This is a genomic window from Sphaerisporangium melleum (genome assembly GCF_014646695.1).
GTDB lineage: Bacteria > Actinomycetota > Actinomycetes > Streptosporangiales > Streptosporangiaceae > Sphaerisporangium > Sphaerisporangium melleum.
On sequence record NZ_BMNT01000028.1, the window covers coordinates 76343 to 99261 of the forward strand.

27 protein-coding genes are annotated in these 22919 nt (G+C 69.4%); 13 read left to right on the forward strand and 14 right to left on the reverse strand.

Going from position 1 to position 22919, the window contains the following annotated elements; genetic code table 11:
- From IEY93_RS38560 to IEY93_RS24055, 3 genes are all read right to left on the reverse strand, one after another.
- A partial coding sequence (locus IEY93_RS38560; protein WP_229691423.1) for a deaminase occupies positions 1-191 on the reverse strand: 191 nt, incomplete at its 3' end.
- A gap of 93 nt (positions 192-284) precedes the next feature.
- On the reverse strand, positions 285-776 hold the full coding sequence (locus IEY93_RS24050) for a tRNA adenosine deaminase-associated protein (RefSeq protein WP_189165373.1): 492 nt from the start codon (positions 774-776) through the stop codon (positions 285-287).
- Between the two features lie 17 nt (positions 777-793).
- Positions 794-1282 carry a tRNA adenosine deaminase-associated protein gene (locus IEY93_RS24055; protein WP_189165374.1) on the reverse strand — a complete coding sequence of 163 codons (489 nt, stop codon included), beginning with the start codon at positions 1280-1282 and terminating at the stop codon, positions 794-796.
- A gap of 177 nt (positions 1283-1459) precedes the next feature.
- On the opposite strand from IEY93_RS24055, the gene upp reads away from it, so the two are divergent.
- The 6 genes from upp to IEY93_RS24085 all read left to right on the forward strand — a co-directional run bounded on the left by upp (position 1460) and on the right by IEY93_RS24085 (position 5517).
- Positions 1460-2098 carry a uracil phosphoribosyltransferase gene (gene upp, locus IEY93_RS24060; RefSeq protein WP_189165375.1) on the forward strand — a complete coding sequence of 213 codons (639 nt, stop codon included), beginning with the start codon at positions 1460-1462 and terminating at the stop codon, positions 2096-2098.
- A gap of 133 nt (positions 2099-2231) precedes the next feature.
- A complete protein-coding gene (locus IEY93_RS24065) occupies positions 2232-2450 on the forward strand; it encodes a three-helix bundle dimerization domain-containing protein (protein WP_189165376.1) in 219 nt (72 codons plus the stop codon).
- Between the two features lie 87 nt (positions 2451-2537).
- Entirely contained in the window at positions 2538-2723 is a 186-nt protein-coding gene (locus IEY93_RS24070) for a hypothetical protein (RefSeq protein ID WP_189165431.1), read from the forward strand.
- Positions 2720-3247: a PH domain-containing protein gene (locus IEY93_RS24075; protein WP_189165377.1), complete on the forward strand. Its 528-nt coding sequence runs from the start codon at positions 2720-2722 to the stop codon at positions 3245-3247. Before IEY93_RS24070 ends, IEY93_RS24075 begins: the two co-directional genes overlap by 4 nt.
- A gap of 133 nt (positions 3248-3380) precedes the next feature.
- A complete protein-coding gene (locus tag IEY93_RS24080; RefSeq protein WP_189165378.1) occupies positions 3381-4721 on the forward strand; it encodes a helix-turn-helix domain-containing protein in 1341 nt (446 codons plus the stop codon).
- A gap of 106 nt (positions 4722-4827) precedes the next feature.
- Positions 4828-5517: a FadR/GntR family transcriptional regulator gene (locus tag IEY93_RS24085; protein WP_189165379.1), complete on the forward strand. Its 690-nt coding sequence runs from the start codon at positions 4828-4830 to the stop codon at positions 5515-5517.
- Positions 5518-5612: 95 nt separating this feature from the next.
- Here the strand turns inward: IEY93_RS24085 and dnaN are convergent, their stop codons facing one another.
- From dnaN to IEY93_RS24100, 3 genes are all read right to left on the reverse strand, one after another.
- Complete coding sequence (gene dnaN, locus IEY93_RS24090; RefSeq protein WP_189165380.1) at positions 5613-6707, reverse strand: DNA polymerase III subunit beta; 1095 nt, start codon at positions 6705-6707, stop codon at positions 5613-5615.
- Between the two features lie 104 nt (positions 6708-6811).
- Positions 6812-7465: a LuxR C-terminal-related transcriptional regulator gene (locus IEY93_RS24095; RefSeq protein ID WP_189165381.1), complete on the reverse strand. Its 654-nt coding sequence runs from the start codon at positions 7463-7465 to the stop codon at positions 6812-6814.
- Entirely contained in the window at positions 7462-8964 is a 1503-nt protein-coding gene (locus tag IEY93_RS24100; RefSeq protein WP_189165382.1) for a sensor histidine kinase, read from the reverse strand. Before IEY93_RS24100 ends, IEY93_RS24095 begins: the two co-directional genes overlap by 4 nt.
- 133 nt (positions 8965-9097) lie before the next feature.
- On the opposite strand from IEY93_RS24100, the gene IEY93_RS24105 reads away from it, so the two are divergent.
- The 5 genes from IEY93_RS24105 (at position 9098) to IEY93_RS24125 (ending at position 13347) form a co-directional block, all read left to right on the forward strand.
- Complete coding sequence (locus IEY93_RS24105) at positions 9098-10009, forward strand: ABC transporter ATP-binding protein (protein WP_189165383.1); 912 nt, start codon at positions 9098-9100, stop codon at positions 10007-10009.
- A 9-nt stretch (positions 10010-10018) separates the two neighbouring features.
- Positions 10019-10801 carry an ABC transporter permease gene (locus IEY93_RS24110; protein ID WP_229691416.1) on the forward strand — a complete coding sequence of 261 codons (783 nt, stop codon included), beginning with the start codon at positions 10019-10021 and terminating at the stop codon, positions 10799-10801.
- 78 nt (positions 10802-10879) lie between these two features.
- Complete coding sequence (locus IEY93_RS24115; protein ID WP_189165384.1) at positions 10880-11461, forward strand: TetR/AcrR family transcriptional regulator; 582 nt, start codon at positions 10880-10882, stop codon at positions 11459-11461.
- A gap of 144 nt (positions 11462-11605) precedes the next feature.
- On the forward strand, positions 11606-12358 hold the full coding sequence (locus IEY93_RS24120; RefSeq protein ID WP_189165385.1) for an SDR family NAD(P)-dependent oxidoreductase: 753 nt from the start codon (positions 11606-11608) through the stop codon (positions 12356-12358).
- 167 nt (positions 12359-12525) lie between these two features.
- A complete protein-coding gene (locus tag IEY93_RS24125; RefSeq protein WP_189165386.1) occupies positions 12526-13347 on the forward strand; it encodes a helix-turn-helix domain-containing protein in 822 nt (273 codons plus the stop codon).
- A gap of 162 nt (positions 13348-13509) precedes the next feature.
- Here IEY93_RS24125 and IEY93_RS24130 read toward each other — a convergent pair whose 3' ends face one another.
- Positions 13510-16143, reverse strand: coding sequence for a replicative DNA helicase (locus IEY93_RS24130; RefSeq protein WP_203968530.1), 2634 nt, complete (start codon positions 16141-16143; stop codon positions 13510-13512).
- Between the two features lie 304 nt (positions 16144-16447).
- Here IEY93_RS24130 and IEY93_RS24135 point away from each other — a divergent pair, with 304 nt between their 5' ends.
- Positions 16448-17758, forward strand: a complete 1311-nt coding sequence (locus IEY93_RS24135; RefSeq protein ID WP_189165388.1) for an MATE family efflux transporter — start codon at positions 16448-16450, stop codon at positions 17756-17758.
- 23 nt (positions 17759-17781) lie between these two features.
- Here the strand turns inward: IEY93_RS24135 and IEY93_RS24140 are convergent, their stop codons facing one another.
- The 7 genes from IEY93_RS24140 to rpsF all read right to left on the reverse strand — a co-directional run bounded on the left by IEY93_RS24140 (position 17782) and on the right by rpsF (position 22226).
- On the reverse strand, positions 17782-18543 hold the full coding sequence (locus IEY93_RS24140) for an amino acid ABC transporter ATP-binding protein (RefSeq protein ID WP_189165389.1): 762 nt from the start codon (positions 18541-18543) through the stop codon (positions 17782-17784).
- Entirely contained in the window at positions 18540-19421 is an 882-nt protein-coding gene (locus IEY93_RS24145; protein WP_229691417.1) for an amino acid ABC transporter permease, read from the reverse strand. Before IEY93_RS24145 ends, IEY93_RS24140 begins: the two co-directional genes overlap by 4 nt.
- A complete protein-coding gene (locus IEY93_RS24150; RefSeq protein WP_229691418.1) occupies positions 19418-20290 on the reverse strand; it encodes an ABC transporter substrate-binding protein in 873 nt (290 codons plus the stop codon). Before IEY93_RS24150 ends, IEY93_RS24145 begins: the two co-directional genes overlap by 4 nt.
- A gap of 203 nt (positions 20291-20493) precedes the next feature.
- Complete coding sequence (gene rplI, locus IEY93_RS24155) at positions 20494-20940, reverse strand: 50S ribosomal protein L9 (protein WP_189165392.1); 447 nt, start codon at positions 20938-20940, stop codon at positions 20494-20496.
- Between the two features lie 18 nt (positions 20941-20958).
- Positions 20959-21195 carry a 30S ribosomal protein S18 gene (rpsR, locus tag IEY93_RS24160; RefSeq protein WP_061256131.1) on the reverse strand — a complete coding sequence of 79 codons (237 nt, stop codon included), beginning with the start codon at positions 21193-21195 and terminating at the stop codon, positions 20959-20961.
- Between the two features lie 74 nt (positions 21196-21269).
- A complete protein-coding gene (locus IEY93_RS24165; RefSeq protein WP_189165393.1) occupies positions 21270-21833 on the reverse strand; it encodes a single-stranded DNA-binding protein in 564 nt (187 codons plus the stop codon).
- A gap of 102 nt (positions 21834-21935) precedes the next feature.
- A complete protein-coding gene (gene rpsF / locus IEY93_RS24170) occupies positions 21936-22226 on the reverse strand; it encodes a 30S ribosomal protein S6 (protein WP_189165394.1) in 291 nt (96 codons plus the stop codon).
- Between the two features lie 244 nt (positions 22227-22470).
- On the opposite strand from rpsF, the gene IEY93_RS24175 reads away from it, so the two are divergent.
- Positions 22471-22779: a hypothetical protein gene (locus tag IEY93_RS24175; protein WP_189165395.1), complete on the forward strand. Its 309-nt coding sequence runs from the start codon at positions 22471-22473 to the stop codon at positions 22777-22779.
- Positions 22780-22919 lie beyond the last annotated feature (140 nt).

The following is a 22919-nucleotide window of genomic DNA, read 5'->3' on the forward strand; positions in this document are numbered from 1 at the left end:
CGCCACTCGCCGCGCTCCCGTGCCGCAGCGCGCAGGGCGAGGACCTCGGCGTGCGCGGTCGGATCACCGCCCGCCTCACGGTCGTTGCCCGCCACGGCCAGCACCTCACCACTGGGCCCGAGGACGACGGCACCCACCGGCACCTCACCGCGGGCCCCGGCCAGAGCGGCCTGCTCCAGGGCGAGCCGCATGGCAGGCTCGAACTCCGCCGGTTCCCCTTGGTCGCTCACCGGGACGGACGTACCCGCGACGCCGTCCCGGCAACTCCGCATCTGCGCACGGCGCTAGTGCAGCCGGTCGAGCTCATCGGCGAAGGAGAGCTTCTCCGCGATCACCGAAAGGGTGTCGGCCGGGAGCACCCCCTCCTCCATGCTCAGCTCCAGCAACTCCTCAGCGCTCACTCCGAGATCGCCGAGCAGCTCGAAGTCGCCGGCCGGCCGGATGCCGAGATCGGATTCCTTCTCGGGCACCAGGACACCGGCGAGCTCGTTGAACAGCTCACCCAGGCCGTCGCCGGCCGCCGCGTGGGCGTCGGAGAGGAAAGCACGCGGCTCGGCGTCGTCCTGGTAACGGACGATGGCGAACCATTCGTCCTCGACCTCGACGCACAGCAGGGTGAGCTCGTCACCGTTCAGGCCGAGGGCCTCCTGCACGGCGTCGCCCAGATCGTCGGCGATCTCGGCGTTGGTCAGGTCGACCTCGGCACCGCTCCACCCGTCGGGAGTGCGGACGAAAGCCGCGGCGAACAGAGCACTGTGGGTAGGTCTCGAGGGCATGATCGGGGCTCCCGAGGTCAGCCGATGGCTGAGTCGACGGCACGTTCAAACGGCTGGGAGAACCCGAGCCGCGCGGCGATGCTGGAAAGCACCTCGTCAGGCAGCAGTTCGAGGTCACCGGAGAGGGCGCCGAGCTCCATCTCGTCGAGCCCGAGATCGGCGAAGATCGACAGGTCTCCGGCCGGGAGGACCATGTCGAGCTCCTCTTCCTCCGGCACGGGGACGTCGAGGTACTCCAGCACCTGCTGGGCCAGCGGCCAGTCCCAGGCCGCGGTGATGTCGGACAGGAAGACGTCGACGCGCTCGCCGAACACTCTTAATGCCACGAAGAAGTCATCCCCCACGGCGACCAGGCCAATCGTCGCCCCCATGCTCGGCTGCTGGCGCAGCGCATGGATCAGCCCGTGGAGGTCCGCGGTGAGCCCCACGGGCAACATCTCGGCTTCCCAGTGGTCGTCCTCGCGGTAGACCACGATGGCGAAGTCAAGAGCATCTACGTCTGTCATCTTCACCCCACCGACGCGGTTCTTACAGTTGGTAATGCTCCCAGAATCACAGGCGTCACGTACGCCCCTCGGGCAAATTGTGATCAAAGACGGCCGCTGCCTGCGCGTCTGCACGTGATGGGGGTTACCGGCCCGCTCGTACCGTTCACCCGGTCGCAGGGGATAGCGTTGGCAGCCATGAAGACCCTCGTCGTTGATCATCCGCTCGTCGCCCACAAGCTGACCACGCTGCGGGACGAGCGGACGGACTCCCCGACGTTCCGGCGGCTCACCGACGAGCTCGTCACCCTGCTCGCGTACGAGGCAACGCGTGACGTGCGGGTCACCGACGTGACGGTCTCCACCCCTGTCGCCCCCGCCCACGGGGTGCGCCTGGCACGTCCCGTGCCGCTCGTTGTGCCCATCCTGCGCGCGGGCCTCGGCATGCTCGACGGCATGACCCGCCTGCTGCCCACCGCCGAGGTCGGGTTCCTCGGCATGATCCGCGACGAGGGCACGCTCAAGGCGCAGACCTACGCCACCCGGCTGCCCGAAGACCTCTCCGGCCGGCAGTGCTACGTGCTCGACCCCATGCTCGCCACGGGCGGCACGCTCGCGGCCGCGATCGAGCTGCTGTTCGCCCGCGGCGCCGAGGACGTCACCGCCCTCTGCCTGCTCGCCGCCCCCGAGGGCCTCGCGCACCTCGAGCAGGTCTTCGCCGGCTCGGGCAACCCCGTACGCGTGGTGACCGCGAGCCTGGACGAGCGGCTGAACGAGCACGGCTATATCGTCCCCGGCCTGGGCGACGCGGGGGACCGGTTGTACGGCGTCGTCTGATTGTTTTTCCTTACTTCTTCCCCAGGTTGACACACCCTTAGTTACATAGTGTGCTTACGAGGGTACACAGGGTGATGACGATGTCACTGTGTTCCCGGTCCAAGCCGACCGTGGACGCACACCGGGGAGAGCGATGGACCAACTGCCGGATTTTGACGCCTACACACAGGTCGAGACCGCGCTGAAGGTCGAGTTCGCCGGAGTCCATCCCGCCGCGACGGTGACCCGCTGCATCGAGGCGGCACATCACGGCGCGATGGAGGTCACCGGGTACGCCTACCCGAGCCTCGTCGAGCGCATCGCGCGCAAGCACCTGCAGGTGCTCGCCGCGGTGGCCGGCGAACGAGGGTGACACACGTCACATCCAGACCCGCACAGACTGTCGGGTCGGGATGCCTTTACCGAGCCAAAGGGCTGGGTAATGTATACCGTGGGTGCAGTGGGTGACTTGTTAACGGAGGCGGCAGTGCAGGTCAAGAAGGTTCTCACGTACACAGCCATCGCGTTTGTGGCTTTCTACCTGTTCACCAGACCGGCTGATGCGGCGAGCGCGGTCAGAGGGGCAATGGACACCGTCGTGAACGCCGCGGATTCGCTGGCGCTATTCGTCGCGAGGCTAACTTGAGGCTGGTGACCCACGGAGACTCTGCTCCGTCCTCGGTCAACCGTTACCTTCTGCCCAATGAACACCAGGTCATCATGGTGCGGCGCCACCCGGCCGTGCTGCTGCGGCCGGTCGCCGAGGTCTTCGGCGGCCTGGTCCTGGCGGGCCTGCTGAGCAAGTGGCTCGGTGACAACCAGGCTTCCCAGGCACTGGTGATCGTCTGGTGGGCCTGGCTGCTGTTACTGATCCGCTTCGTGTGGAAAGTGGCCGAGTGGTCCGTCGACTACTTCGTGGTGACCTCTAAACGCATGCTCCTGACAACCGGGTTAATCACCCGCCGGGTGGCGATGATGCCGCTCGGCAAGGTGACCGACATGAGCTTCCAGCGCTCGCTGCTCGGCCGCATGCTCGGGTACGGCGAGTTCGTCCTGGAGTCGGCCGGTCAGGACCAGGCGCTCTCGACGGTGCCCTACATTCCGTACCCGGAGACCTTGTACCTCGAGGTTTGCCAGATGCTGTTTCCCAGTTCGGACGACGATGATTAGTCCGGGTTCGTCCTGAATCCCGAGGGGTGAGACGGACTTGCCCCTCCGGATTCTTGACGTGGGTATACCCGATTCGGCCGCTTCGTGCCATCATGGCGAGACCATTGACCATAACATCGCCTTAAGAGATCACATGCCGAGTCAGGGAACCATCGGTGATCGCGTCCGCGGGCTGCGTCTGAGCAGGCGTATGTCTCAGGCCCAGCTGGCCGGACCCGACCTTTCCGACAGCTATGTCTCACTCATCGAGTCCGGCAAGCGCACGCCGACGCCGGTGGTGGCCCGCCTCCTGGCGGAGCGCCTCGGCTGCACCACCGAGTTCCTTCTCCACGGGATCGAGCCGCGCCAGCGCATCGACACCGAACTCGGCCTGCGTCATGCCGAGTTGGAGCTCTACCACGGCGATCCCGCCCTCGCCGCCGAGCGTTTCGGGGAGATCGTCAAGGCGGCGGGAGAGGACAACGCGCTGCTCGCCGCGCACGCCCGCCTGGGCCGCGCACGTGCGCTCGAAGCGCAGGGCAAGCTCGGCCGCGCCGTCGAGGCGTACGAGAGGCTGCGCCGGGAGGCCGCCGCTCACCCCGAGCGCCTGGCCGACCTGCCGCTGACCGTCGCGCTGTGCCGGTGCTACCACAGGGCCGGCGACGTGATGCGCGCCCGGGACCTCGGGGGCAAGGCCCTGGAACAGGCCACTCAGCTGTCGCTGTTCCACGGCGAGGTCGCCGTCGACCTGGCCGCGGCGCTCGCCGACGCCGAGATCGGGCTGCCGTACGTCGAGCAGGTGCTCACCGCCACCGGCGTGCCGGTGCCGATGAACCGCACGACTGAGGTGCTCTCGCTGTGGCAGGCGAGCATCGCCGCCGCCGAGGGCGAAGACTCCGCGCTCGCGGTGCAGTTCGCCGACGACGCGCTGAGCGCCGGCCGGCCCGCCCGCATCGCGGTCCAGATGGCGAAGGTCGCCATGCACTGGTCGCAGCTGTCCTCGTCCGGGGCCGACTCCGCTCTCGGCACCGCCGACGAGCTGGTCACCCGTGCCACCGAGGTCTTCTCGGCCCTGCCCTCCGAGTCCCTGGAGTACGCGCACAGCCTGGTCGTGCTGTCCCGCGTCCACCTGCGGTCCGGTGCGGCCGGGGAGGCCGGCGACCTCGCGGCCAAGGCACTGGAGCTGCTCACCGACCACGTGGCGGGCACCGTCACCGCGTCCGCGTACCTGGTGCTCGCCGAGAGCGCCTTGGCACGGTCCGACGGCCAGGCCGCGCCCCACCTGGAGCGCGCCGAGGAGCTGCTGACGGCGGCGCCCGTGTCCGGGGCGGTTCGCGACCGGACGGTGGCCGAGGTTTGGCGCGAACTCGGTGACCTCTGGGGCAAGGCCGGTGACCGGGGGCGGCAGACGCGCGCGTATCGTAGGGCACTCGAAGCGGTCGGGGTCAGGTCGACCGTCGTCGGTGCCGTCACTGCGGCGGTGTTCGCACGGTAGGTCTCCCCCGCCAGGGCTCCGCGAATTTGGCGCGGAGTCCGTGGAATAAATAAGGTCGACCAATCATTGACTCGTAGGATGATTGGTTACCCGGAGGAGGCAGACAGTGAGTCTGCGTACGGCGCAGCGGGCTTCCCTCGTCGACCAGGTGATCGAGCAGCTCAAAGAGCAGATCACCTCGGGAGCCTGGCGGCTGCATGCCAAGATCCCGACGGAAACGGTCCTCGCCGAGCAGCTCGGCGTCGGCCGGAACACCGTCCGCGAGGCCGTGCGGGCGCTCACCCACGCGGGTCTGCTGGAATGCCGCCAGGGTGACGGCACGTACGTCCGTGCCACCAGCGAGCTCTCGGGCGCCATGGCGCGGCGCCTGCGAGCCGCCGAGCAACTGGAGATCCTTGAGGTCCGCCGCGCGCTGGAGGTCGAGGCCGCCAGGCTCGCGGCCGTACGGCGCACCGAAGGGGACATCGAACTCATCGAAGCCGCCCTGCTCCGGCGCGAGGAGGCGTGGGCCGAGGGCGAGGTCGACGCCTTCGTGGAGGCCGACCTGGCCTTCCACGTCTCGGTCGTCGAAGCCACGCACAACCGCGTGCTGATCGAGCTGTACAAGGACTTCAGCGCGGCGCTGCGTGCCAGCATCGCCGCCGCGGGCACGCCTCTGGAGAACGGCCACATCCCGCACGACGCCATCGTGCGGGCCATCGCCGCCGGGGACGCCGCGGCCGCCGAGCGCGCGGGGTACGCGTGCATGGAGCACATCGCCATCGCGCTCGCCGAGACCCCGGAGCTGGTCGACTGACCAGTTTGTCACGCGTGTCCGAAAAGCCCGTCACCTGGCAGGTGACGGGCTTTCTCATGTCCGCGCCAGGCGCACGTGGCGGCTGCCGCCCGGCGTCAGGCCAGGCGCAGGGACATCACCAGATAGCGGAAGGCCGGGTCGTCGTCCGCGTCGGTGATCAGGGCCGGGCGGGTCGGAGAGGCCATGTGCAGCCGAACCTTCTCGGTCTCCACTCCGGCCAGGCCGTCCAGCAGGTAGTGCGGCTGGAAGGCGATCTGGATGTCCGCACCGTCCAGCTCGGCCGCGACGGCCTCAGCCCCCCGGCCGATGTCGCCGCCGCCTGCCTGCACGAGCACCTGCCCCTCGCTGAACGACAGCCGGATCGCGGTGTGACGCTCGGCGACCAGGGCGACGCGCTTGACGGCCTCGACGAACGGCGCCACGGCGATCTCGGCGCGCATCGCCCAGGTGTCGGCCAGCCGGGCGCGATAGTCGATGAACTGCTCGTCCAGCAGTCGCACCGTGGTGGTGCGCCCGCCGCACTCGAATCCGGCCACACCGTCGCCGAACCCGATCGACACCTCGCCCGCGCGCAGCGAACGGCCGATCTCCACCATGACCCGGGCGGGCACCATGACCGCGGCCCGCACACCGGGCTGCTCAGGGTGCCACAGGAAGTCACGGGCCGCGATGCGATAGCGGTCGGTGGCCGCCATGGCGACGTTCGCGCCGTCGATGTCGACGCGAATGCCGGTGAGCATGGGGAGGGTCGCGTCGCGGCTGGCGGCCGCGGCCACCTGGGCGACGGCCGAGGCGAAGACGCCGCCGCCCACCGCGCCCGCCCTCGGCGGCATGGCGGGCAGGCTGGGAAAGTCCTCCACCGGCATGGTGACCAGGCCGAACTCGGCGCCACCGCAGGTGAGCACCGCCTCGGCACCGGAGGTGGCGATCTGCACCGGCTCGGCCGGCAGGCTGCGGGTGATCTCGGCGAGCAACCTGCCCGGGATCAGCACCTTGCCCGGCTCGGCCACGTCGGCGTCGATCACCGCGCGGGCCGAGACGTCGTAGTCGAACGCGGAGAGCGCGAGCTCGTCGCCGAGGGCCTCCAGCAGAATGCCGGACAGCACGGGCACCGCCGGGCGCGCGGGCAACGCGCGGGCCGTCCACGCCACCGAGTCGGCCAGCACGTCACGACTCACCTGGATCTTCACGTCGGCCCATCCCCTTCGGTCTTCTGCTCCTGCAGGCAAGGTAGCGGCTGCCCCGGACATTTATCCGCCAACCCGGCACCACACCCACTCTTGCGCTGTGCGGATCAGCCTCGGGTGCCGTTGAGGTAGGCGAGGACGGCGAGGACGCGCCGGTTGTCATCGTCGGAGGCGGCCAGACCGAGCTTGGCGAAGATGTTCGCGGTGTGCTTGGCCACCGCGCTCTCGCTGAGGAACAGCCGCTGAGCGATGGCGGCGTTCGACCGGCCTTCCGCCATGAGCTCGAGCACCTCGCGCTCGCGCGGGCTGAGCCGCCCCAGTGGCTCATGCCGGGCGTTGCTGGCCAGCAGCTTCGCGATCACGTCGGGATCCATGGCGGTGCCGCCGGTGGCCACCCGGCGCACCGCGTCGACGAACTGCGTGGAATTGAACACCCGGTCTTTGAGCAGGTAGCCCACGCCGCCGGTGCCGTCGGCGAGCAGCTCTCTGGCGTACAGCTGCTCGACGTGCTGGGACAGGACGAGCACCGGAAGGCCGGGGATGGATCGACGGGCCGCCAGCGCCGCCTGCAGCCCTTCGTCGGTGAAGGTGGGCGGCAGCCGTACGTCGACCACCGCCACCTCGGGACGTTCGTCCAGCAGTGCCTTGAGCAGCTCGGGCCCCGACTCCACCGCCGCGACGATCTCGAACCCGTGCGCCTGGAGCAGGTGCACCATGCCGTCGCGGAGCAGATAGAGGTCTTCGGCCAGGACGACCCTCACACGGTCACTCCCGCCTCGGCCTGCCTGATCTCGATGGAGAGCCGGTACGCGTAGTAGGTCATGGCGGAACCCAGGAGAACCATGGTGCCCATCATGGGCCACTGGAACGGCTCCGGGAGATAGAGGGCCAGGAACCAGCTCCGCTCGTCAACCTGGAAGATCTTCAAGGCCATGGCGACGAGCCCCTGCGGGAACATCGGCAACCAGCACAATCCGAGCAGCAGAGCCAGCAGGCGATATTTCCACCGGGGCACGACGGCGCCGCACGCCCCCTGCCCGGCGAAAGCCCGAGGGATGTCCACGCTGGCGGTCGTCGGCCCGCCCTCGGGGCTGTGCAAGGCGAGGACGCCGTCGAAGGCGGCCACCCGGCGCTCGATGCCGCGCAGGCCACTGCCCCGCGACGGGTCGGCGCCGCCCTGGCCGTCATCGATGACCGTGATGCGCAGGGCCACGCCACGGCGGCTGATGTCGACCGTCACGTGGCGTGCGTTGCCATGCCTGCCGGCGTTGGCCAGCAACTCGCTGACCACGAAGTAGGCCGCGGACTCGACGGGAGCCTCGGGCCGTACCGGCAGTTCCACGTTGACCGAGACCTCCAGCGGGCTGTCGAGGGCGAGCGCCCGGACCGCGTCCCGGAGGCCGCGCTCGGCGAGCACCGGCGGATGGATGCCCCGCACGAGCTGCCGCAGCTCGATCAGCGACGCCGCCGACGCCTCGCGCACCTTGACGATCAGTGCCTTGGCGGCCCGCGGGTCGGAGTCGATGAGCTCCTCGGCCGCGGCCAGGGTCATCCCGATCGCCACCAGGCGGGCCTGCGCGCCGTCATGCAGGTCGCGCTCGATGCGGCGCAGCTCGGCGGCCTGGGTGTCGACCGCTTCGGTGTGCACCTGCTCGAGCCGGCGGATGGCGTTGGTCAGGCGGGCGTTCGGGGTCGGGGCGAGCAGCCACCGCGTCCACAACCCGTGGAGGCGGACCATGCGCGGGGCCAGCAGCAGACCGGCGGAGGCCAGCGCGAGGCCGATCACGGCGTACAGCGGGCCCTGCGGCACCAGCGCCAGGCCGAGCACCACCAGCAACGGCGGCGGGGCGACCAGCAGGACGCCGGCCAGCGTCTCGGCGAGCAGCCAGGCCAGGTCGCGCCAGGTGGCCGGATCTTTGAGCATCCAGGCGAAGGTGCGGTTGAAGTTCGGCACCATGGACGTGCGGTAGAGGCTCCGGCCTTCGCGGTACCAGCCGTCGCGTTGCGGCATGGGCGGGGGCGGCGGCGGGCGGTAGGGCGGGATGATCTGCACGTCGGCCCAGGCGAGGGCCAGCCTGCGCGCGTGGGTGGCCCGGCGGCGGATCAGGCGGACGCCGGCCGGGAACAGAAAGATCATGCCGAAGCCGAAACACAGCAGCAAGACCAGCGCCGCCATCGCGAAGAGCACGGCGTTCACCGCAGCCAGGGCGGACAGCACCAGGGAACGCCCCAGGCCGACGAGCGTGGTCTTGAGTGGCATACGGTCAAGTCTGCGCCATCGGACCCGCGATCCGCAGTGGTCGTGACTGCCGTTCCAGGGTGTACCTAGGTACACCTCAGCCGGGGAAACAGGTTCATTCCGCCGCGCTCACCGGCTTTCTAGCGTCGTGGACATGGAAATCATCGAGATCACCGGCCTGCGCAAAGCGTACGGCGGGCGTGCGGCGGTCGACGGAGTGTCCTTCACCGTCCGAGAGGGCGAGGTGTTCGGCGTGGTCGGCCGCAACGGCGCCGGCAAGACCACCACGATCGAGTGCCTGTGCGGCCTGCGCACCCCCGATGGCGGCACGCTCACGGTCACCGGCCTCGACCCGCGCACAGATCGCGCCGAGGTGCGGCGCCGGGTGGGCGTGCAATTGCAAGACTGCTCGCTTCCCGACAGGCTCCGCGTCGGGGAGGCACTCGATCTGTACGCCTCCTTCTACGACCGCCCGGCCGACTGGCGCTCTCTACTGGAGGAGGTCGGGCTCGGGTCCAAGCGCGACACCCCGTTCGCCAAGTTGTCGGGCGGGCAGCGTCAACGGCTGTCGATCGCCCTGGCCCTGGTCGGCGCGCCCCGCGTGGCCGTCCTCGACGAGCTGACCACGGGACTCGACCCGCTGGCCCGCCGCGAGACCTGGAGCCTGATCGAGCAGGTCAGACGACGCGGCGTCACCGTTGTGCTGGTCACCCATTTCATGGAGGAGGCCGAGCGGCTCTGCGATCGCGTCGCGGTCATCGATCGCGGGCGGGTCACCGCCGTCGACACCCCCGCCGGCCTCGTCGCCCGCGCCGGGGGCGGGCAGCGGGTGCGGTTCCGTGGCGGGCCGGGCGCCGACGAGGTGCTCAGGGCGCTCCCCGAGGTGACGAGCCTGAGCCGCGAGGGCGACATGGTCACGGTCGCCGGGCAGGACGGCGTGCTGCTCGCCGTGACCACGGCGCTCGCCGCCTGCCAGATCGTCCCCGCCGAGCTGCAGTCCGAGCGCGCCACCCTGGACGACGCCTTCCTCGCCCTCACCGGCCGCCCGGCCGCCGACCCCGCCTAGGAGGCGGCCATGACGACCACCGACTCTCCCGCCGTGACCCGCCACCGGCCCTCCGCGCTGCGCAAGGTGCTGCTCGCCGAGACCAGGCTCTTCCTGCGCGACCCGGCCACGGCCTTCTTCACTCTCGTTCTCCCGCTCGCGCTGCTGTTGATCCTCGGCAGCGCCATTCCCGCGTTCCGCCAGCCCGACCCGGCCACCGGCGAGCGAGTGGTGGACATCCACCTCCCGTCGACGATGATCATGCTGGCGGTGGCGACGGCGGCGTTCAGCGCCATCCCGAGCGTCCTCGCCACCTACCGCGAGCGCGGTGTGCTGCGCAGACTGTCGGTGACGCCTGTCTCGCCGGCGACCCTGCTGGGTGCGCAGTTGCTGCTGAACCTCGCGACGGCCGCGCTCGCGGCGTTCCTGACCATCCTGTCCGGTCACCTGGTCCTCGGCTCACTGCCGCCCGCCGCGCCCGCCTGGTTCGTGCTCGCCTTCGTCCTCGGGGTGAGCGCTCTGTTCACGCTCGGTCTGTGCGTCGCCGCCCTGGTCCCGAACGGGCGCGCCGCCGGCGGCGCCGGCGCCCTGGCGATGTTCCCGTTGCTGTTCTTCGGGGGTTTGTGGCTGCCGCGTCAGCTGATGCCGGAGGTTCTGCTCCGGTTCAGCGACTTCACCCCGACCGGCGCGTTCGCCCAGGCGATGCACGACTCCTGGGCCGGGCAGGCTCCGCAGCCGCTCCACCTCGGCGTCCTGGTCGCCTGGACGCTGGTGGCGGGCGCCTTCGCCGCCCGCGCTTTCCGCTGGGAGTGACCATGATCACCCGGTGGCGGCCCACAGGGGCGGCCGCCACCGCATATTAGACCGATCGTTCTTGATAGAGTGTCGCACATGGCCCGCAGCAAAGAGTTCGACCCGCACGAGGCGCTCCAGGCCGCCCTAGAGCTGTTCTGGGAGCGCGGCTACGAGGCGACATCGATGGCCGACCTGGTCGAGAGGCTCGGCGTGGCCCGTGCCAGCCTGTACGCCACCTTCGGTAGCAAGCACGACCTCTACCTGCTCGCCCTGCGGCGTTACATCGAAACGCGACGGCCCTCGCCCATCGAGATCCTCTCCCAGCCAGGGCCCGCACTCCCTGCGGTACGCGCGCTGGTGGAGCACTACGCGGTCGATTCGGTGAACGACGTACGCCGGCGAGGCTGCATGGTGGTCAACGCCGCCGCCGAGATGCTGCCAGGGGACGCGGAGGTCGGCCGCCTGCTGGACGCCAACTGGACGGCCATGGAGACCGCGCTGACCTCGGCCCTGACCCGGGCCCGGGCACAGGACGAGTTACCCAAAGGCCGCGATCCACGGGCGCTGGCCCGCTTCCTGCTGGTCTTTCTGCAGGGCCTGCGACTGGTGAGCAAGGGGTCCCCCGACCCCGGCCGTCTGCGGGACGCCGCGGCCCAGGCCCTGTCCGTACTGGACTGAACGCGTCCAGGCGTCCGCGGCCTCCGCGGACGTCGCGACGGACGCACCGGCCCAGCGCCAGGGCCGATCACCCGCCATAGAGAGCACGGCGGGGTCGTCAACGGCTCTTTCCAGAACGATCGATCCAGATGGAAGGTGAAGATCATGAGATTCGACGGCAGAGTGGTGCTGGTGACCGGAGGCGGGTCGGGCATCGGCCGCGCCCTCGCCCGCGGCTTCGCCCGCGAGGGCGCGACGGTGGTCGTCACCGGCCGGCGGCCCGCGCCGCTCGCGGAGACCGTCCGGCTCATCGAGGCCGAGGGCGGCCGGGCCGACGCGGTGACCGCCGACGTCACCGACTCACCGGACGTCGCCCGGCTGATCGACGAGGTGATCGGGCGGCACGGGCGCCTGGACGTCGCGGTGAACAACGCCGGGGTGTTCACGATGGGCCAGGTGGCCGACATCGACGAGGACGACTGGGCGCACACGCTGGAGGCCAACACGACCGGCGTCTTCCTGTCGATGAAACACCAGATCACGGCCATGCGCCGGGGCGGCGGAGGCGTCATCGTCAACATCTCCTCCCAGGTCGGCGCGCACAAGCGCATCCCCGGGCTCGGCGCCTACGCCGCGTCCAAGGCCGCGGTGGTGGCGCTCACCCGCACCGCCGCCCTGGAGTACATCGGCGAAGGCGTCCGCATCAACGCGGTGAGCCCCGGACCGCACGACACGCCGATGTCCATGCGTCCCGGCGAGACCGAGGCCGACCGCGCCGAACGCCTCAAGCGGCAGCTTCCCATCGGCCGGGTCGGTGATCTTGCGGAGATCACCGCCGCGGTGCTGTGGATCGCCTCGGACGAGGCCACGTTCGTCGTGGGCCATGACCTGGTCGTGGACGGCGGCTCCACCGCCTGAGCCTGCGGGGCACTTCCACCATCTGCCGAATCCGAGGTCCGAGACGGCAGTCCGCAGCCGTTCACCTCCACCTCGGCCCTCCGGAGCAGGACACGCCGGGAGCCGGAGTGGAGGTGATTACCCGCGGCGTAATCGCGGGGCCGCACGGACCGGCATACGCTCGGGCCATGACGACGACCGGGCTCTCGCAGCGGCCGGTGGGCCAGTTGCTCCGGCGGTGGCGCGAACACCGCCGGCTCAGCCAGCTCGACCTCGCCATCCAGGCCGACATCTCCGCCCGCCACCTGAGCTTCCTGGAGACCGGACGGTCCAACCCCAGCCGGGAGATGGTGCTGCTCCTCGCCGAGCACCTGACCCTCTCCCTGCGCGAGCGCAACCGCCTGCTGCTCGCGGCCGGCTTCGCCCCCGTCTTCACCGAGCAGGCCCTGGACGCGCCGGGCATGCGGGCCGTGCACCGGGCGATCAGGCAGATCCTCACCGGGCACGACCCGTACCCGGCGGCCGTGGTGGACGGGCGCTGGAACCTCGTGGACGGCAACACCGGCCTGGGGCTCCTCACGCGGCTGGTGTCGCCGCGCCTGCTGGCCGCGCCCGTCAATGTCCTGCGGGCCAGCCTGCATCCCGAAGGTCTCGCCCCGCACATCGTCAATTTCGGCGAGTGGCGGGCGCATCTGCTCGGCCGGCTGCGCCGCCAGATCGCGGTGACCGCCGACCCCCATCTGGAGGCGCTGGACCAGGAGTTGCGCGCCTACCCCTGTGACCAGCCCGAGCCCGAGGTCGAGTCACCCGGCCCCGGGGAGATCATGGTGCCGCTGCGACTGCGGCACGAGGGCGGCGAGCTGGCGTTCTTCAGCGTGATCGCGACCTTCGGCACCCCGCTCGACGTCACGGTCGCGGAGCTGGCCATCGAGTCGTTCTACCCCGCCGACGAGGCCACCTCCGAGGCTCTGCGTGAGATCGCCGCCGCTCCAGGCCACCCGCCGTCCTGACCGCCCGCGCGCACCGTCCACGCCGCCCCACCGGCCGATCCCACCGGCCACATTTCGCGACCACACCGTCCCGTTGTCCAGGTCGTTCGGCGACGCGAGCGCTGTCAGGCACCCACGCGGCCGGACGTTGCCGGACGTGCGCACGCGTGCTCATCGCTCACCTCAGTGCGGGGCCATGTCCACGAAGCGGCTGTAGTGGCCCTGGAAGGCGACGGTCACCGTGGCCGTGGGCCCGTTACGGTGCTTGGCCACGATCAGGTCGGCCTCGCCCGCCCGCGGTGACTCCCGCTCGTACGCGTCCTCCCGATGGAGCAGGATCACCACGTCGGCATCTTGCTCGATGCTGTTATGAACCGATATCCCGTTCGCTACGAAGTTATGGGTCCCCAGCACCGTGGCGTCGTAGACCTGCTGGTACCCCACGCTCTGGATCGAGGCGATCTCGTCCCAGAACACGTCATTCGTTGCCAGCATCTCGAGCTCGGCGTGCTGCAGAACGGCAGCCACCCTCCCGAGACGCTCACGGCTGGGGGCGTGCTTCCACATGGTGCCGCCGCAGAACTGAGTTCCCAGCAAAGCCGAGAAGCGCCGATGAGTCATGTCCTGTTCGGCCATGATGTCGCGGACACGATCCCAGACCTCGCCAGGCACCGTATCGACGTTGGTATTGCCCTTGATCTCTTCGAGCCTGGCGATACACCGAGCGGCTTGAACCGATCGCTCACCGTACACCCCAACGTCGTGCAGGAACCTGAGTTGATTCTCCGCACCGTAGATGTGCAACTGGTAACCGGGCCGACAGCCGGTCTTGCGCACCTCCTTCACGCGTGTCATCACGTTGAACCGGAGGAGCAACCGTGCCACGTCATCGATCAGGCGACGGCTGGTCGAGGCGTAATAGATCCTCGCCTGACCGCCCTTTTCCCCCAACCAGACGCAACCGTCGGTCGCCCAGAGATGCCGCAGGAACAGCCCTATCTGCTCCTTGGACAACGAGAAGACCTCATCGGGTACGAACTTCTCATGACTCCGAAGGCCGAACAGCCCCAAGGAGTCAAGCCATGCCGCAATGGGATTACGTCTGCCGTGAGTCAGCCGATAAGGGGCCGGCAGCCGCAGAGTCGTGACTCTTGCGGCGGGATATTCGTCCCTGACCGCGCTGACACCGAAGTGGGTCGCGGCCTGCGTCACCGCCGACAGACATGCCTCATCGCGGCTCGCGTAGCGGATCGGCTGTTTTTTGACGAAGGATCCATCACCGATGAGATGCGCCAAGAGGAGGATCTCGTTCTCCGGCCACTCTCGTAGCTCCCGCGGGGCCGGAACATGGCGTGGGACGGCGATCCGTACTCCCGGCCGCATCTCTCCTAGCGGCTGCCATCCGTCATAGGTCATGAAGGGATGGTTCGTCGTCGCCGTCACCTCCCGGCCGGACTTCAACCGTAGTCGGTACACCTCCTTCACTCCGCTGGGGAAGACGTGCGTCATCGTGCGGGGTACCAGCCGAAGCTTCTCATCGAGCGACCACACCGGAACATCACGCGCGTCCGACTCGATCAACTCCGCCAAGGAGACCTCGGCTCCGGTGTCGGCACGAAGCACACGGGTGTCCGCAGTAAGGCAACCGGACTCACGTAGGTCGGAGACCTGGGGGCGCTTGTCGGTGCGCTGTTCGGGACCGCGGTTCAGCTGGGAGATCGCGATCACCGGCACCTCGAGCTCCTTGGCCAGCAGCTTGAGGGCACGGGAGATCTCGGAGACCTCCTGCTGGCGGCTCTCGGTCTTCTTCGGCGAGCTCATCAGCTGGAGGTAGTCGACGATCACGAACCGCAGGTCGTGACGCTGCTTGAGGCGGCGGCACTTGGCGCGGATCTCCATCATCGACATGTTCGGCGAGTCGTCGATGAACAGCGGCGCCTCGGCCACCTCGCTCATGCGGCGCGCGAGGCGGGTCCAGTCGTCGTCGGTCATCGTGCCCGCACGCATGGCGTGCAGTGCGACGCGCGCCTCGGCGGACAGCAGGCGCATGGTGATCTCGTTGCGCGACATCTCCAGCGAGAACACCACGGTGGTCATATGGTGCTTAATCGCAGCAGATCGGGCGAAATCCAGACCTAGGGTGGATTTACCGATGGCCGGGCGGGCGGCGACGACGATCATCTGGCCGGGGTGCAGGCCGTTCATCAGGGCGTCCAGGTCCTGGAATCCGGTCGGCACACCGACCATCTGGCCGCTGCGGCTGCCGATCGCCTCGATCTCGTCCAGCGCGCCCGGCATGATCTCCGACAGCGGGCGGTAGTCCTCGCTGGTGCGCCGCTCGGTGACCGCGTAGATCTCGGCCTGGGCGCGGTCGACCAGCTCGTCGACCTCCTCGTTCTGCCCGCCGTACCCGAAGGAGACGATGCGGGTGCCCGCCTCGATGAGCCGTCGCAGGACGGCCTGCTCGCGCACGATCTTGGCGTAGTAGCCGGCGTTGGCGGCCGTGGGCACGATGGCGGTGAGGGTGTGCACGTACGCGCCGCCGCCGACGCGGGCGATCTCACCGCGCCGGGACAGCTCGTTGAAGATGGTGACCGCGTCGGCCGGCTCGCCCCGCCCGTAGAGATCGAGGATGGCGTCGTAGATGATCTGGTGGGCGGGCCGGTAGAAGTCGTCGGCGCGCAGCACCTCGACCACGTCGGCGATGGCGTCCTTGGACAGCAGCATGCCGCCCAGCACCGACTGCTCCGCCTCGATGTTGCTCGGGGGCGTGCGCTCGAACGGTGCGTCGAAGGCCGGAACGGTCTCACTGCTCAACTGGCGGCCCTCCCTTGCTCCCCCGTGCCACCCCCGAAGTAGCCGGGGTGACAGTTTCGCCGGTTCTCCCGCCACCGGCAACGCGCCCTGTCGATAACCCTGTGGATAACGTGTGCACTTCTGCGCCAGAGGTGTGGGAACGCTGGGGACAAGCCTGTGGATAACTGTGGACAACATATCCACACACCGCTTTGAGCAGCGGAAACGTTATCCACGGGCTGTGGAGGAAAGAAAGTCCGGTAGACGACACGACAAGCGGCGCGGCCGGGGCGAAGCATGCCACGGTAAGGGGCAAGATAGACAAGTGGCTCTTACCCCTCGTGTCGGCGGCAGGGAGATCCTCCGCCTCGCCGTTCCCGCCTTCGGCGCCCTGGTCGCGGAGCCGCTGTTCATCCTCGTCGACTATGCCATCGTCGGCCGGCTCGGCACGGCAGCGGTCGGCGCCCTCGGCATCGCGGGGACCGCGCTCACCACGCTGGTGAACATCTGCGTGTTCCTGGCGTACGGTACGACCGCCGCCGTGGCCCGGCAGGTGGGGGCCGGCCATGTCGAGCGGGCGGTGAAGCAGGGCATCGACGGCCTGTGGCTGGCCACAGGCATCGGGCTGGTGCTGCTCGCGGCTGGCTGGCCGCTCGCCCCGGCCATCGTCGAATGGTTCGGCGCCGCTCCCGAGGTGTTCGACGGGGCGGTGACCTACCTGCGCATCAGCCTGTTCGGCGTCCCGGCCATGCTGGTCGTGCTGGCCGGGACCGGCATCCTGCGCGGCCTGCAGGACACGGTGACCCCCCTGGCCGTCGCGATCGGGTCCTTCGCCCTCAACGCCGTGCTGAACGCGGTGTTCGTGCTGCTCCTGCACTGGGGCATCGCAGGGTCGGCCTGGGGCACCGTCCTGGCTCAGGGCCTCGGCGCCGCGGTCTACCTGGTCGTCGCCGCCCGCGCCGCCCGCACGCATCGGGTCTCGCTGCGGCCCGACCTCGCAGGGGTACGAGCCTCCGGCACCGCGGGCATCGCGTTGATCATCCGGACGGTGTGCCTGCGCATCGTGCTGATCGTCGCGACCGCCGTCGCCACCCGCATGGGAGTAGCCCAGCTCGCGGCGCACGCGATCGCGACGCAGATCTGGTCGCTGCTGGCCTACGCCCTCGACGCGCTCGCCATCGCGGGCCAGGCCATCGTCGGGCGCACCCTCGGCGCCGGGCAGACCGCGCACACCCGGGCCGCCACGCGCACCATGGTGGTGTGGGGCATCGGCTACGGGGCCGTTCTCGGCGTCGCCCTCATCGCGCTGCGGCCGGTCATCCCGCACCTGTTCGACGCCTCCCCGGACGTCGCCGAGCAGCTCGTCGCGGTCCTGTGGCCGGTCGCGCTGTCCCAGCCGCTGTCCGGGGTGGTGTTCGTGCTCGACGGCGTGCTCATCGGGGCGGGCGACCGGCGCTATCTCGCCTGGGCCTCGGCGGTCACGGCGGCCGTCTACCTGCCCGCGGCGTACGCCGTCGTCCACCTGGGCGGTGGCCTGGTGGCCCTGTGGATCGCGCTCGGGCTGTGGATGACCGCCCGGCTGGTCACCCTCGGCGCGCGCGCGTACGGGCGCGCCTGGCTGGTCACCGGCGGCTGAGTGCGCCGGTGGGCGTAGAACGGTCAACCGCGGCCGAGCACCCGCTGGAGGAACTCCCTGGTGCGCTGCTCGCGCGGCTCGGTGAAGATCTGTTCCGCCGTCCCCTGCTCCAGCAGGACTCCGCCGTCCAGGAAGCACACCTTGTCGGCGATGTCCCGCGCCAGGCCCATCTCGTGGGTGGCCAGCACCATCGTCATGCCGGAGTCCTTGAGCTCTCGGATGATCTCCAGCACCTCGCCGACCAGGGCCGGGTCCAGGGCGGAGGTCACCTCGTCAAACAGCAGCAGCCGCGGCCGGGTGGCGAGTGCCCTGATGATCGCCACCCGCTGCTGCTGCCCGCCGGACAGCCGGTCGGGATAGGCCGCGGCCCTGTCCGCCAGGCCGAACCGGGCGAGCAGTTCACGGGCGCGTTCCTCGGCCTCGGCCCGGCGCACGCGGTGCGCCTTGCGCGGCGCCAGCGTGATGTTGTCCAGGACCGTCATCGCGGGGAAGAGGTTGTAGGACTGGAACACCATGCCGATGCGCTTGCGCACCTCGTCCGGGTTCGCCCGCACGTCGGTGATCTCGTCACCGTCCAGATGGATGGTGCCGTCGTCGACGGTCTCCAGCAGGTTGACGCAGCGCAGCAGGGTCGACTTGCCGGAGCCGGACGCGCCGATCAGGCAGACCACCTCGTGGGAGTCCACCGACAGGTCGATGCCGCGCAGCACGCTGTGGCGGTGGTACTGCTTCCACACGCCCGCGATCTCCAGCAGGTTCCGCCGCGGCTCGGCCGGCCCGTTCACGCTCCCCTCCTTCGCTGCGACCGGGCGGCCAGATGGTCGGTGAGCCGGGCCATCGGAATGGTGAGCAGGATGAACAGCAGCGCGGCCACCAGGTAAGGGGTGTAGTTGAAGCTGTCAGCGGTGTGGATCTGCGCCTGGCGCAGCGCCTCGAGCGGCCCGATCGTCGCGACCAGGGCGGTGTCCTTCTGCAGGGAGACGAAGTCGTTGAGCAGCGGCGGAACGACACGCCGCACGGCCTGCGGCAGCACGACGTAGCGCATGGCCTGGCCATGGGTGAGCCCGAGGGACCGGGCGGCGGCGCGCTGGCTTGGATGCACCGAGTCGATGCCCGAGCGGAACACCTCGGCGACGTACGCGCCGTAGGACAGCACCAGCGCGATGACGCCCAGCGTGGCCAGATCGGTGGGCACGCCCTGCAGCCGCAGTGCGGGCAGGCCGAATCCGACGAGGTAGATGACCAGAATGGTCGGCAGTCCGCGGAAGACGTCGGTGTACAGCACCGCGAGCGAGCGCAGCGGGAAGAAGACCGGCGCGTGCAGAGTGCGCACCAGCGCCACGAGTAGTCCGACGACCAGGATCAGCGGCTCGGCCATCAGGAAGATCTTGATGTTGCGCAGGAAGCCGTCCAGGACGTCCGGCAGGGCGCCGGTGAACTGCCCGGCGTCGAAGAACGTCTCCCTGACCCGCGGCCAGCCTGGCGAGGCGGTGATCCCCCACAGCACCAGGACCAGGAACACGACGGTGGAGCCGGTGGCGATCGACCCGGACCGCAGCCCGGAGCGGCGGCGCAGCCGTTCGCGCTCGCGCTGCCGCTCGCTCTTGTGCCAGGAGTGGCCCGCACCGGGGGCGGCGGGCGGGGCCGGAGCCCGGTCGCTCACTTCAGCTCCGGCGCGCCGGCCGCCGAGCCGAGCCATTTCGTCTCGATGGCCGCGAGTTCTCCCGAGGCCTTGAGGTCACCGATCGCCTGGTCGAGGCAGGTCACCAGCGGGTTGCCCTTCTGCAGCACCAGGCCGAACTCCTCGGGGGTGCCAAGGCCGCCGCCGAACTGTCCCACGATCTTGGAGCCGGGCACCTGGGCGGCGGTGACGTAGAACGCGGTGGGCAGGTCGACCACGAGTGCGTCCACCTGCTTGTTCTTCAGGGCGCTCACCGCGTCGATCTGCTCGTTGTACACGTTGGGCTGCTCACCCGGCTGGATGACCTCCTTGACGGCGCGCAGCGCCGTCGTGCCCACCTGCACACCGATCTTGACGTCCTTCAGAGCGGCGAGGGAGGTCGCGGCGGCGGCCTTCGAGCCCTCCAGGGCGACCACCGCCTGCTTGACGGTGTAGTAACCGGTGCTGAAGTCGACGGCCTTGGCCCGGGCAGGGGTGATGGACACCTGGTTGATGTCGAAGTCGAACTGCTTGTCCCCGGGCGTGAACGCCGAGCCGAACGGGACGGTGGCCCAGGAGACCTCGCCGTTGGCGAAGCCGAGCTTTCCGGCCACGGCGTAGGCCACCGCGCTCTCGAATCCCTCGCCGCTCGCGGGCTTGTCGTCCTTGAACCACGGCTCGTAGGCCGGCTTGTCGGTACCGATGGTCAGCGTGCCCGGCTTGACCAGCTTGAGCTGCTCTTTCGTGCAGGACGCGGACGCCGCGGGGGTCGCGCTCGCCGTACCGGAGCCGCTCGCCGCCGGGGTGGCGCCGTCAGGGGCCGGAGCGCACGCCACCGCCACCAGCGCGAGGGCACCGAGCGCAGGCAGCATCGAGGGACGGAGCATATGGGCCTCCAACAGGGGGGAACACCAGGGAATTCGTCGCCCAGGATAACGGACACAACGTATTTCCGTATACAGAGTTCCCAGGGAGCCGAAAAGGCCCCCTTCATGGAGAAGGGGGCCTTCGTCTACCTCAGACCGTTATCTGCCTCCCGGCGACCGGCGCAGGCCGGCCGACCGGAGGCGGAAGGTCAGGAGCCGACGACCTCGACGTCGAGGCTCGCGGACACCTCGGGGTGCAGCCGGACCGAGATGCGGTGGGAGCCGACGCTCTTGATCGCATTGTTGATCTCGATGCGACGGCGGTCGAGCTCGGGACCGCCGGCGGCCTTGACGGCGTCGGCGATGTCGGCCGTGGTCACCGAGCCGAACAGCCGGCCGGAGTCGCCGGCGCGGGTCTTCAGCTTGACCTTGAGCGCGCCGAGCCGGCCGGCGACCTCCTTGGCGGTGCCGAGGTCGCGGATCTCGCGGGCGTCACGGGCCTTCTTGATGGACTCGATCTGCTTCTCGCCGCCACGGGTCCAGCGCATGGCGAAGCCGCGCGGGATCAGGTAGTTGCGGCCGTAGCCGTCCTTGACCTCGACGATGTCACCGGGCGCGCCGAGGCCCGAGACCTCAGTGGTGAGAATGAGCTTCATGTCTGGCAAGCCTCCTTGTCAGCGCGCAGTGCTCGTGTACGGCAGCAAGGCCATCTCACGAGCGTTCTTGATCGCGGTGGCCACGTCACGCTGGTGCTGGGTGCAGTTGCCCGTCACCCGGCGAGCACGGATCTTGCCGCGGTCGGAGATGAACTTCCGCAGCAGCGCCGTGTCCTTGTAGTCGACGTAGGAGATCTTGTCGTGGCAGAACAGGCAAACCTTTTTCTTCGGCTTGCGCAGTGCCGGCTTCGCCATCTTGGTGCTCCTCCTGGGAGAGCCCCGCGTGATGCGGGAATGGTCGATCGGTTACTGGAATGAATGGGTGATGATCAGAACGGAGGCTCGTCGCTGAGGTCGCCGCCTCCGCCACCGCCGTAGCCGCCCTGGTTGTAGCCGCCACCGCCGTAGCCACCGCCGCCGCCACCACCGCCGTTGTACCCTCCGCCGGAGGGTGCCGGGGTGGCCGAGGCCCACGGGTCGTCCGAGGCGCCGAAACCGCCGCCGCCGCCCCCGCCGCCACCCTGCCGCGAGGTCTTGTTGACCTTGGTGGTGGCGTTACGGAGAGACGGGCCGACCTCGTCGACCTCGACCTCGTAGACGGTGCGCTTCTCGCCTTCCTTGGTCTCGTACGACCGCTGCTTGAGACGGCCCTGGACGATGACCCGCATCCCACGCTGGAGGCTCTCGGCGACGTTCTCCGCCGCCTGGCGCCACACGTTGCAGGTCAGGAAGAGGCTTTCGCCGTCCTTCCACTCGTTGGTCTGGCGGTCCATGAACCGCGGAGTGGACGCGATGCGGAACCGGGCCACGGCCTGCCCCGAAGGGGTGAAACGCAGCTCGGGGTCGTCGACAAGATTGCCGACGATGGTGATCGTTGTGTCGCCTGCTGCCATCGGTCGCTTTCGCCTTCCTGCGTGAGTCTGCGCAGCCTGTCGCGCCTCAGCGTACGGCCACCGCCCGACAAAAGCCGGGCTTCGGCGGGACTTCGCGGCTGCTCAGTGCACGTCGGGGCGGAGCACCTTGGTGCGCAGAATGCCTTCGTTGAGGTTCATCTGGCGGTCGAGCTCCTTGACGGTGGCCGGAGCCGCCGTCAGGTCGATGACGGCGTAGATGCCCTCGGACTTCTTGGCGATGTCGTAGGACAGCCGGCGACGGCCCCAGACGTCGACCTTCTCCACGGTGCCGCCATCGTTGCGGATGACGCCGAGGAACTGGTCGAGCGAAGGGCTCACGGTGCGCTCATCGAGAGACGGGTCGAGGATGACCATCACTTCGTAACGACGCATGGAACTTCCAACCTCCTCTGGACTCTTGCGGTCACGACACCATGCCGTGACAGGAGGAATGCCGGCGCCTCGCGCTCCCGCCTCGGTGGCGCGGAGCCGCGACGTGCCCGACGGCGCGAACGCCGGATGGCACGCATAGATGGCGCAGCTCAGGAAGTCTACCAGGGCAGTGGAACCTCCCTGTCACGGTTGCCCGCCCCCATGCGGGGAACGTCGCGAAGAGAAGGAAAAGGAGGTAACGGTCATGCCATCCGCCACGAGTCCCGCAGGCCGGGAGCACGTCCGCCTCACGCTGAACAGCGACGGCAAGAAGCACACCCTGGAGAACACCCTGACGGCGGTGGCGCTGGTCTGCGGCGTCATCGCGTTCCTGAGCGGCCCGGTCGTGCTCGCCCACGCCGTGGCGTCGTGGGCAGGGGTGATCGGCTTCCTGGTCGGGCTCTACTCGCAATATGTGTCCGCGACGACCGCCGAGCGCGCGGTGAACATCGTGGCGATCGTCATGTCGTTCCTCGGCGCCGCCATGGGGATCTACCACGGCGGTTTCCTCTGATCACAGCTGATCACAGCCCGATCCCGGCCGATGGGCCGACGGTGCGCCTCGCGCGACGGGCCGGGGTGGGGCGCCCCCGATGCGCCCCGCGCCGTCATACGCCGCCGATGTGCAGATCGATGCCGAGAAGGATGAGGAAC

Coding starts and splice junctions, on each gene's coding strand:
- IEY93_RS24150 (WP_229691418.1), bottom strand. CDS start 20,290: ATGCTGCCTGCGCTCGGTGCCCTCGCGCTGGTGGCGGTGGCGTGCGCT.
- IEY93_RS24165 (WP_189165393.1), bottom strand. CDS start 21,833: ATGGCAGCAGGCGACACAACGATCACCATCGTCGGCAATCTTGTCGAC.
- IEY93_RS24100 (WP_189165382.1), bottom strand. CDS start 8,964: ATGCCACTCAAGACCACGCTCGTCGGCCTGGGGCGTTCCCTGGTGCTG.
- IEY93_RS24110 (WP_229691416.1), top strand. CDS start 10,019: ATGACGACCACCGACTCTCCCGCCGTGACCCGCCACCGGCCCTCCGCG.
- IEY93_RS24055 (WP_189165374.1), bottom strand. CDS start 1,282: ATGACAGACGTAGATGCTCTTGACTTCGCCATCGTGGTCTACCGCGAG.
- rpsF (WP_189165394.1), bottom strand. CDS start 22,226: ATGCGTCGTTACGAAGTGATGGTCATCCTCGACCCGTCTCTCGATGAG.
- IEY93_RS24050 (WP_189165373.1), bottom strand. CDS start 776: ATGCCCTCGAGACCTACCCACAGTGCTCTGTTCGCCGCGGCTTTCGTC.
- IEY93_RS24125 (WP_189165386.1), top strand. CDS start 12,526: ATGACGACGACCGGGCTCTCGCAGCGGCCGGTGGGCCAGTTGCTCCGG.
- upp (WP_189165375.1), top strand. CDS start 1,460: ATGAAGACCCTCGTCGTTGATCATCCGCTCGTCGCCCACAAGCTGACC.
- IEY93_RS24115 (WP_189165384.1), top strand. CDS start 10,880: ATGGCCCGCAGCAAAGAGTTCGACCCGCACGAGGCGCTCCAGGCCGCC.
- IEY93_RS24080 (WP_189165378.1), top strand. CDS start 3,381: ATGCCGAGTCAGGGAACCATCGGTGATCGCGTCCGCGGGCTGCGTCTG.
- IEY93_RS24120 (WP_189165385.1), top strand. CDS start 11,606: ATGAGATTCGACGGCAGAGTGGTGCTGGTGACCGGAGGCGGGTCGGGC.
- IEY93_RS24105 (WP_189165383.1), top strand. CDS start 9,098: ATGGAAATCATCGAGATCACCGGCCTGCGCAAAGCGTACGGCGGGCGT.
- rplI (WP_189165392.1), bottom strand. CDS start 20,940: ATGAAGCTCATTCTCACCACTGAGGTCTCGGGCCTCGGCGCGCCCGGT.
- IEY93_RS24065 (WP_189165376.1), top strand. CDS start 2,232: ATGGACCAACTGCCGGATTTTGACGCCTACACACAGGTCGAGACCGCG.
- rpsR (WP_061256131.1), bottom strand. CDS start 21,195: ATGGCGAAGCCGGCACTGCGCAAGCCGAAGAAAAAGGTTTGCCTGTTC.
- IEY93_RS24175 (WP_189165395.1), top strand. CDS start 22,471: ATGCCATCCGCCACGAGTCCCGCAGGCCGGGAGCACGTCCGCCTCACG.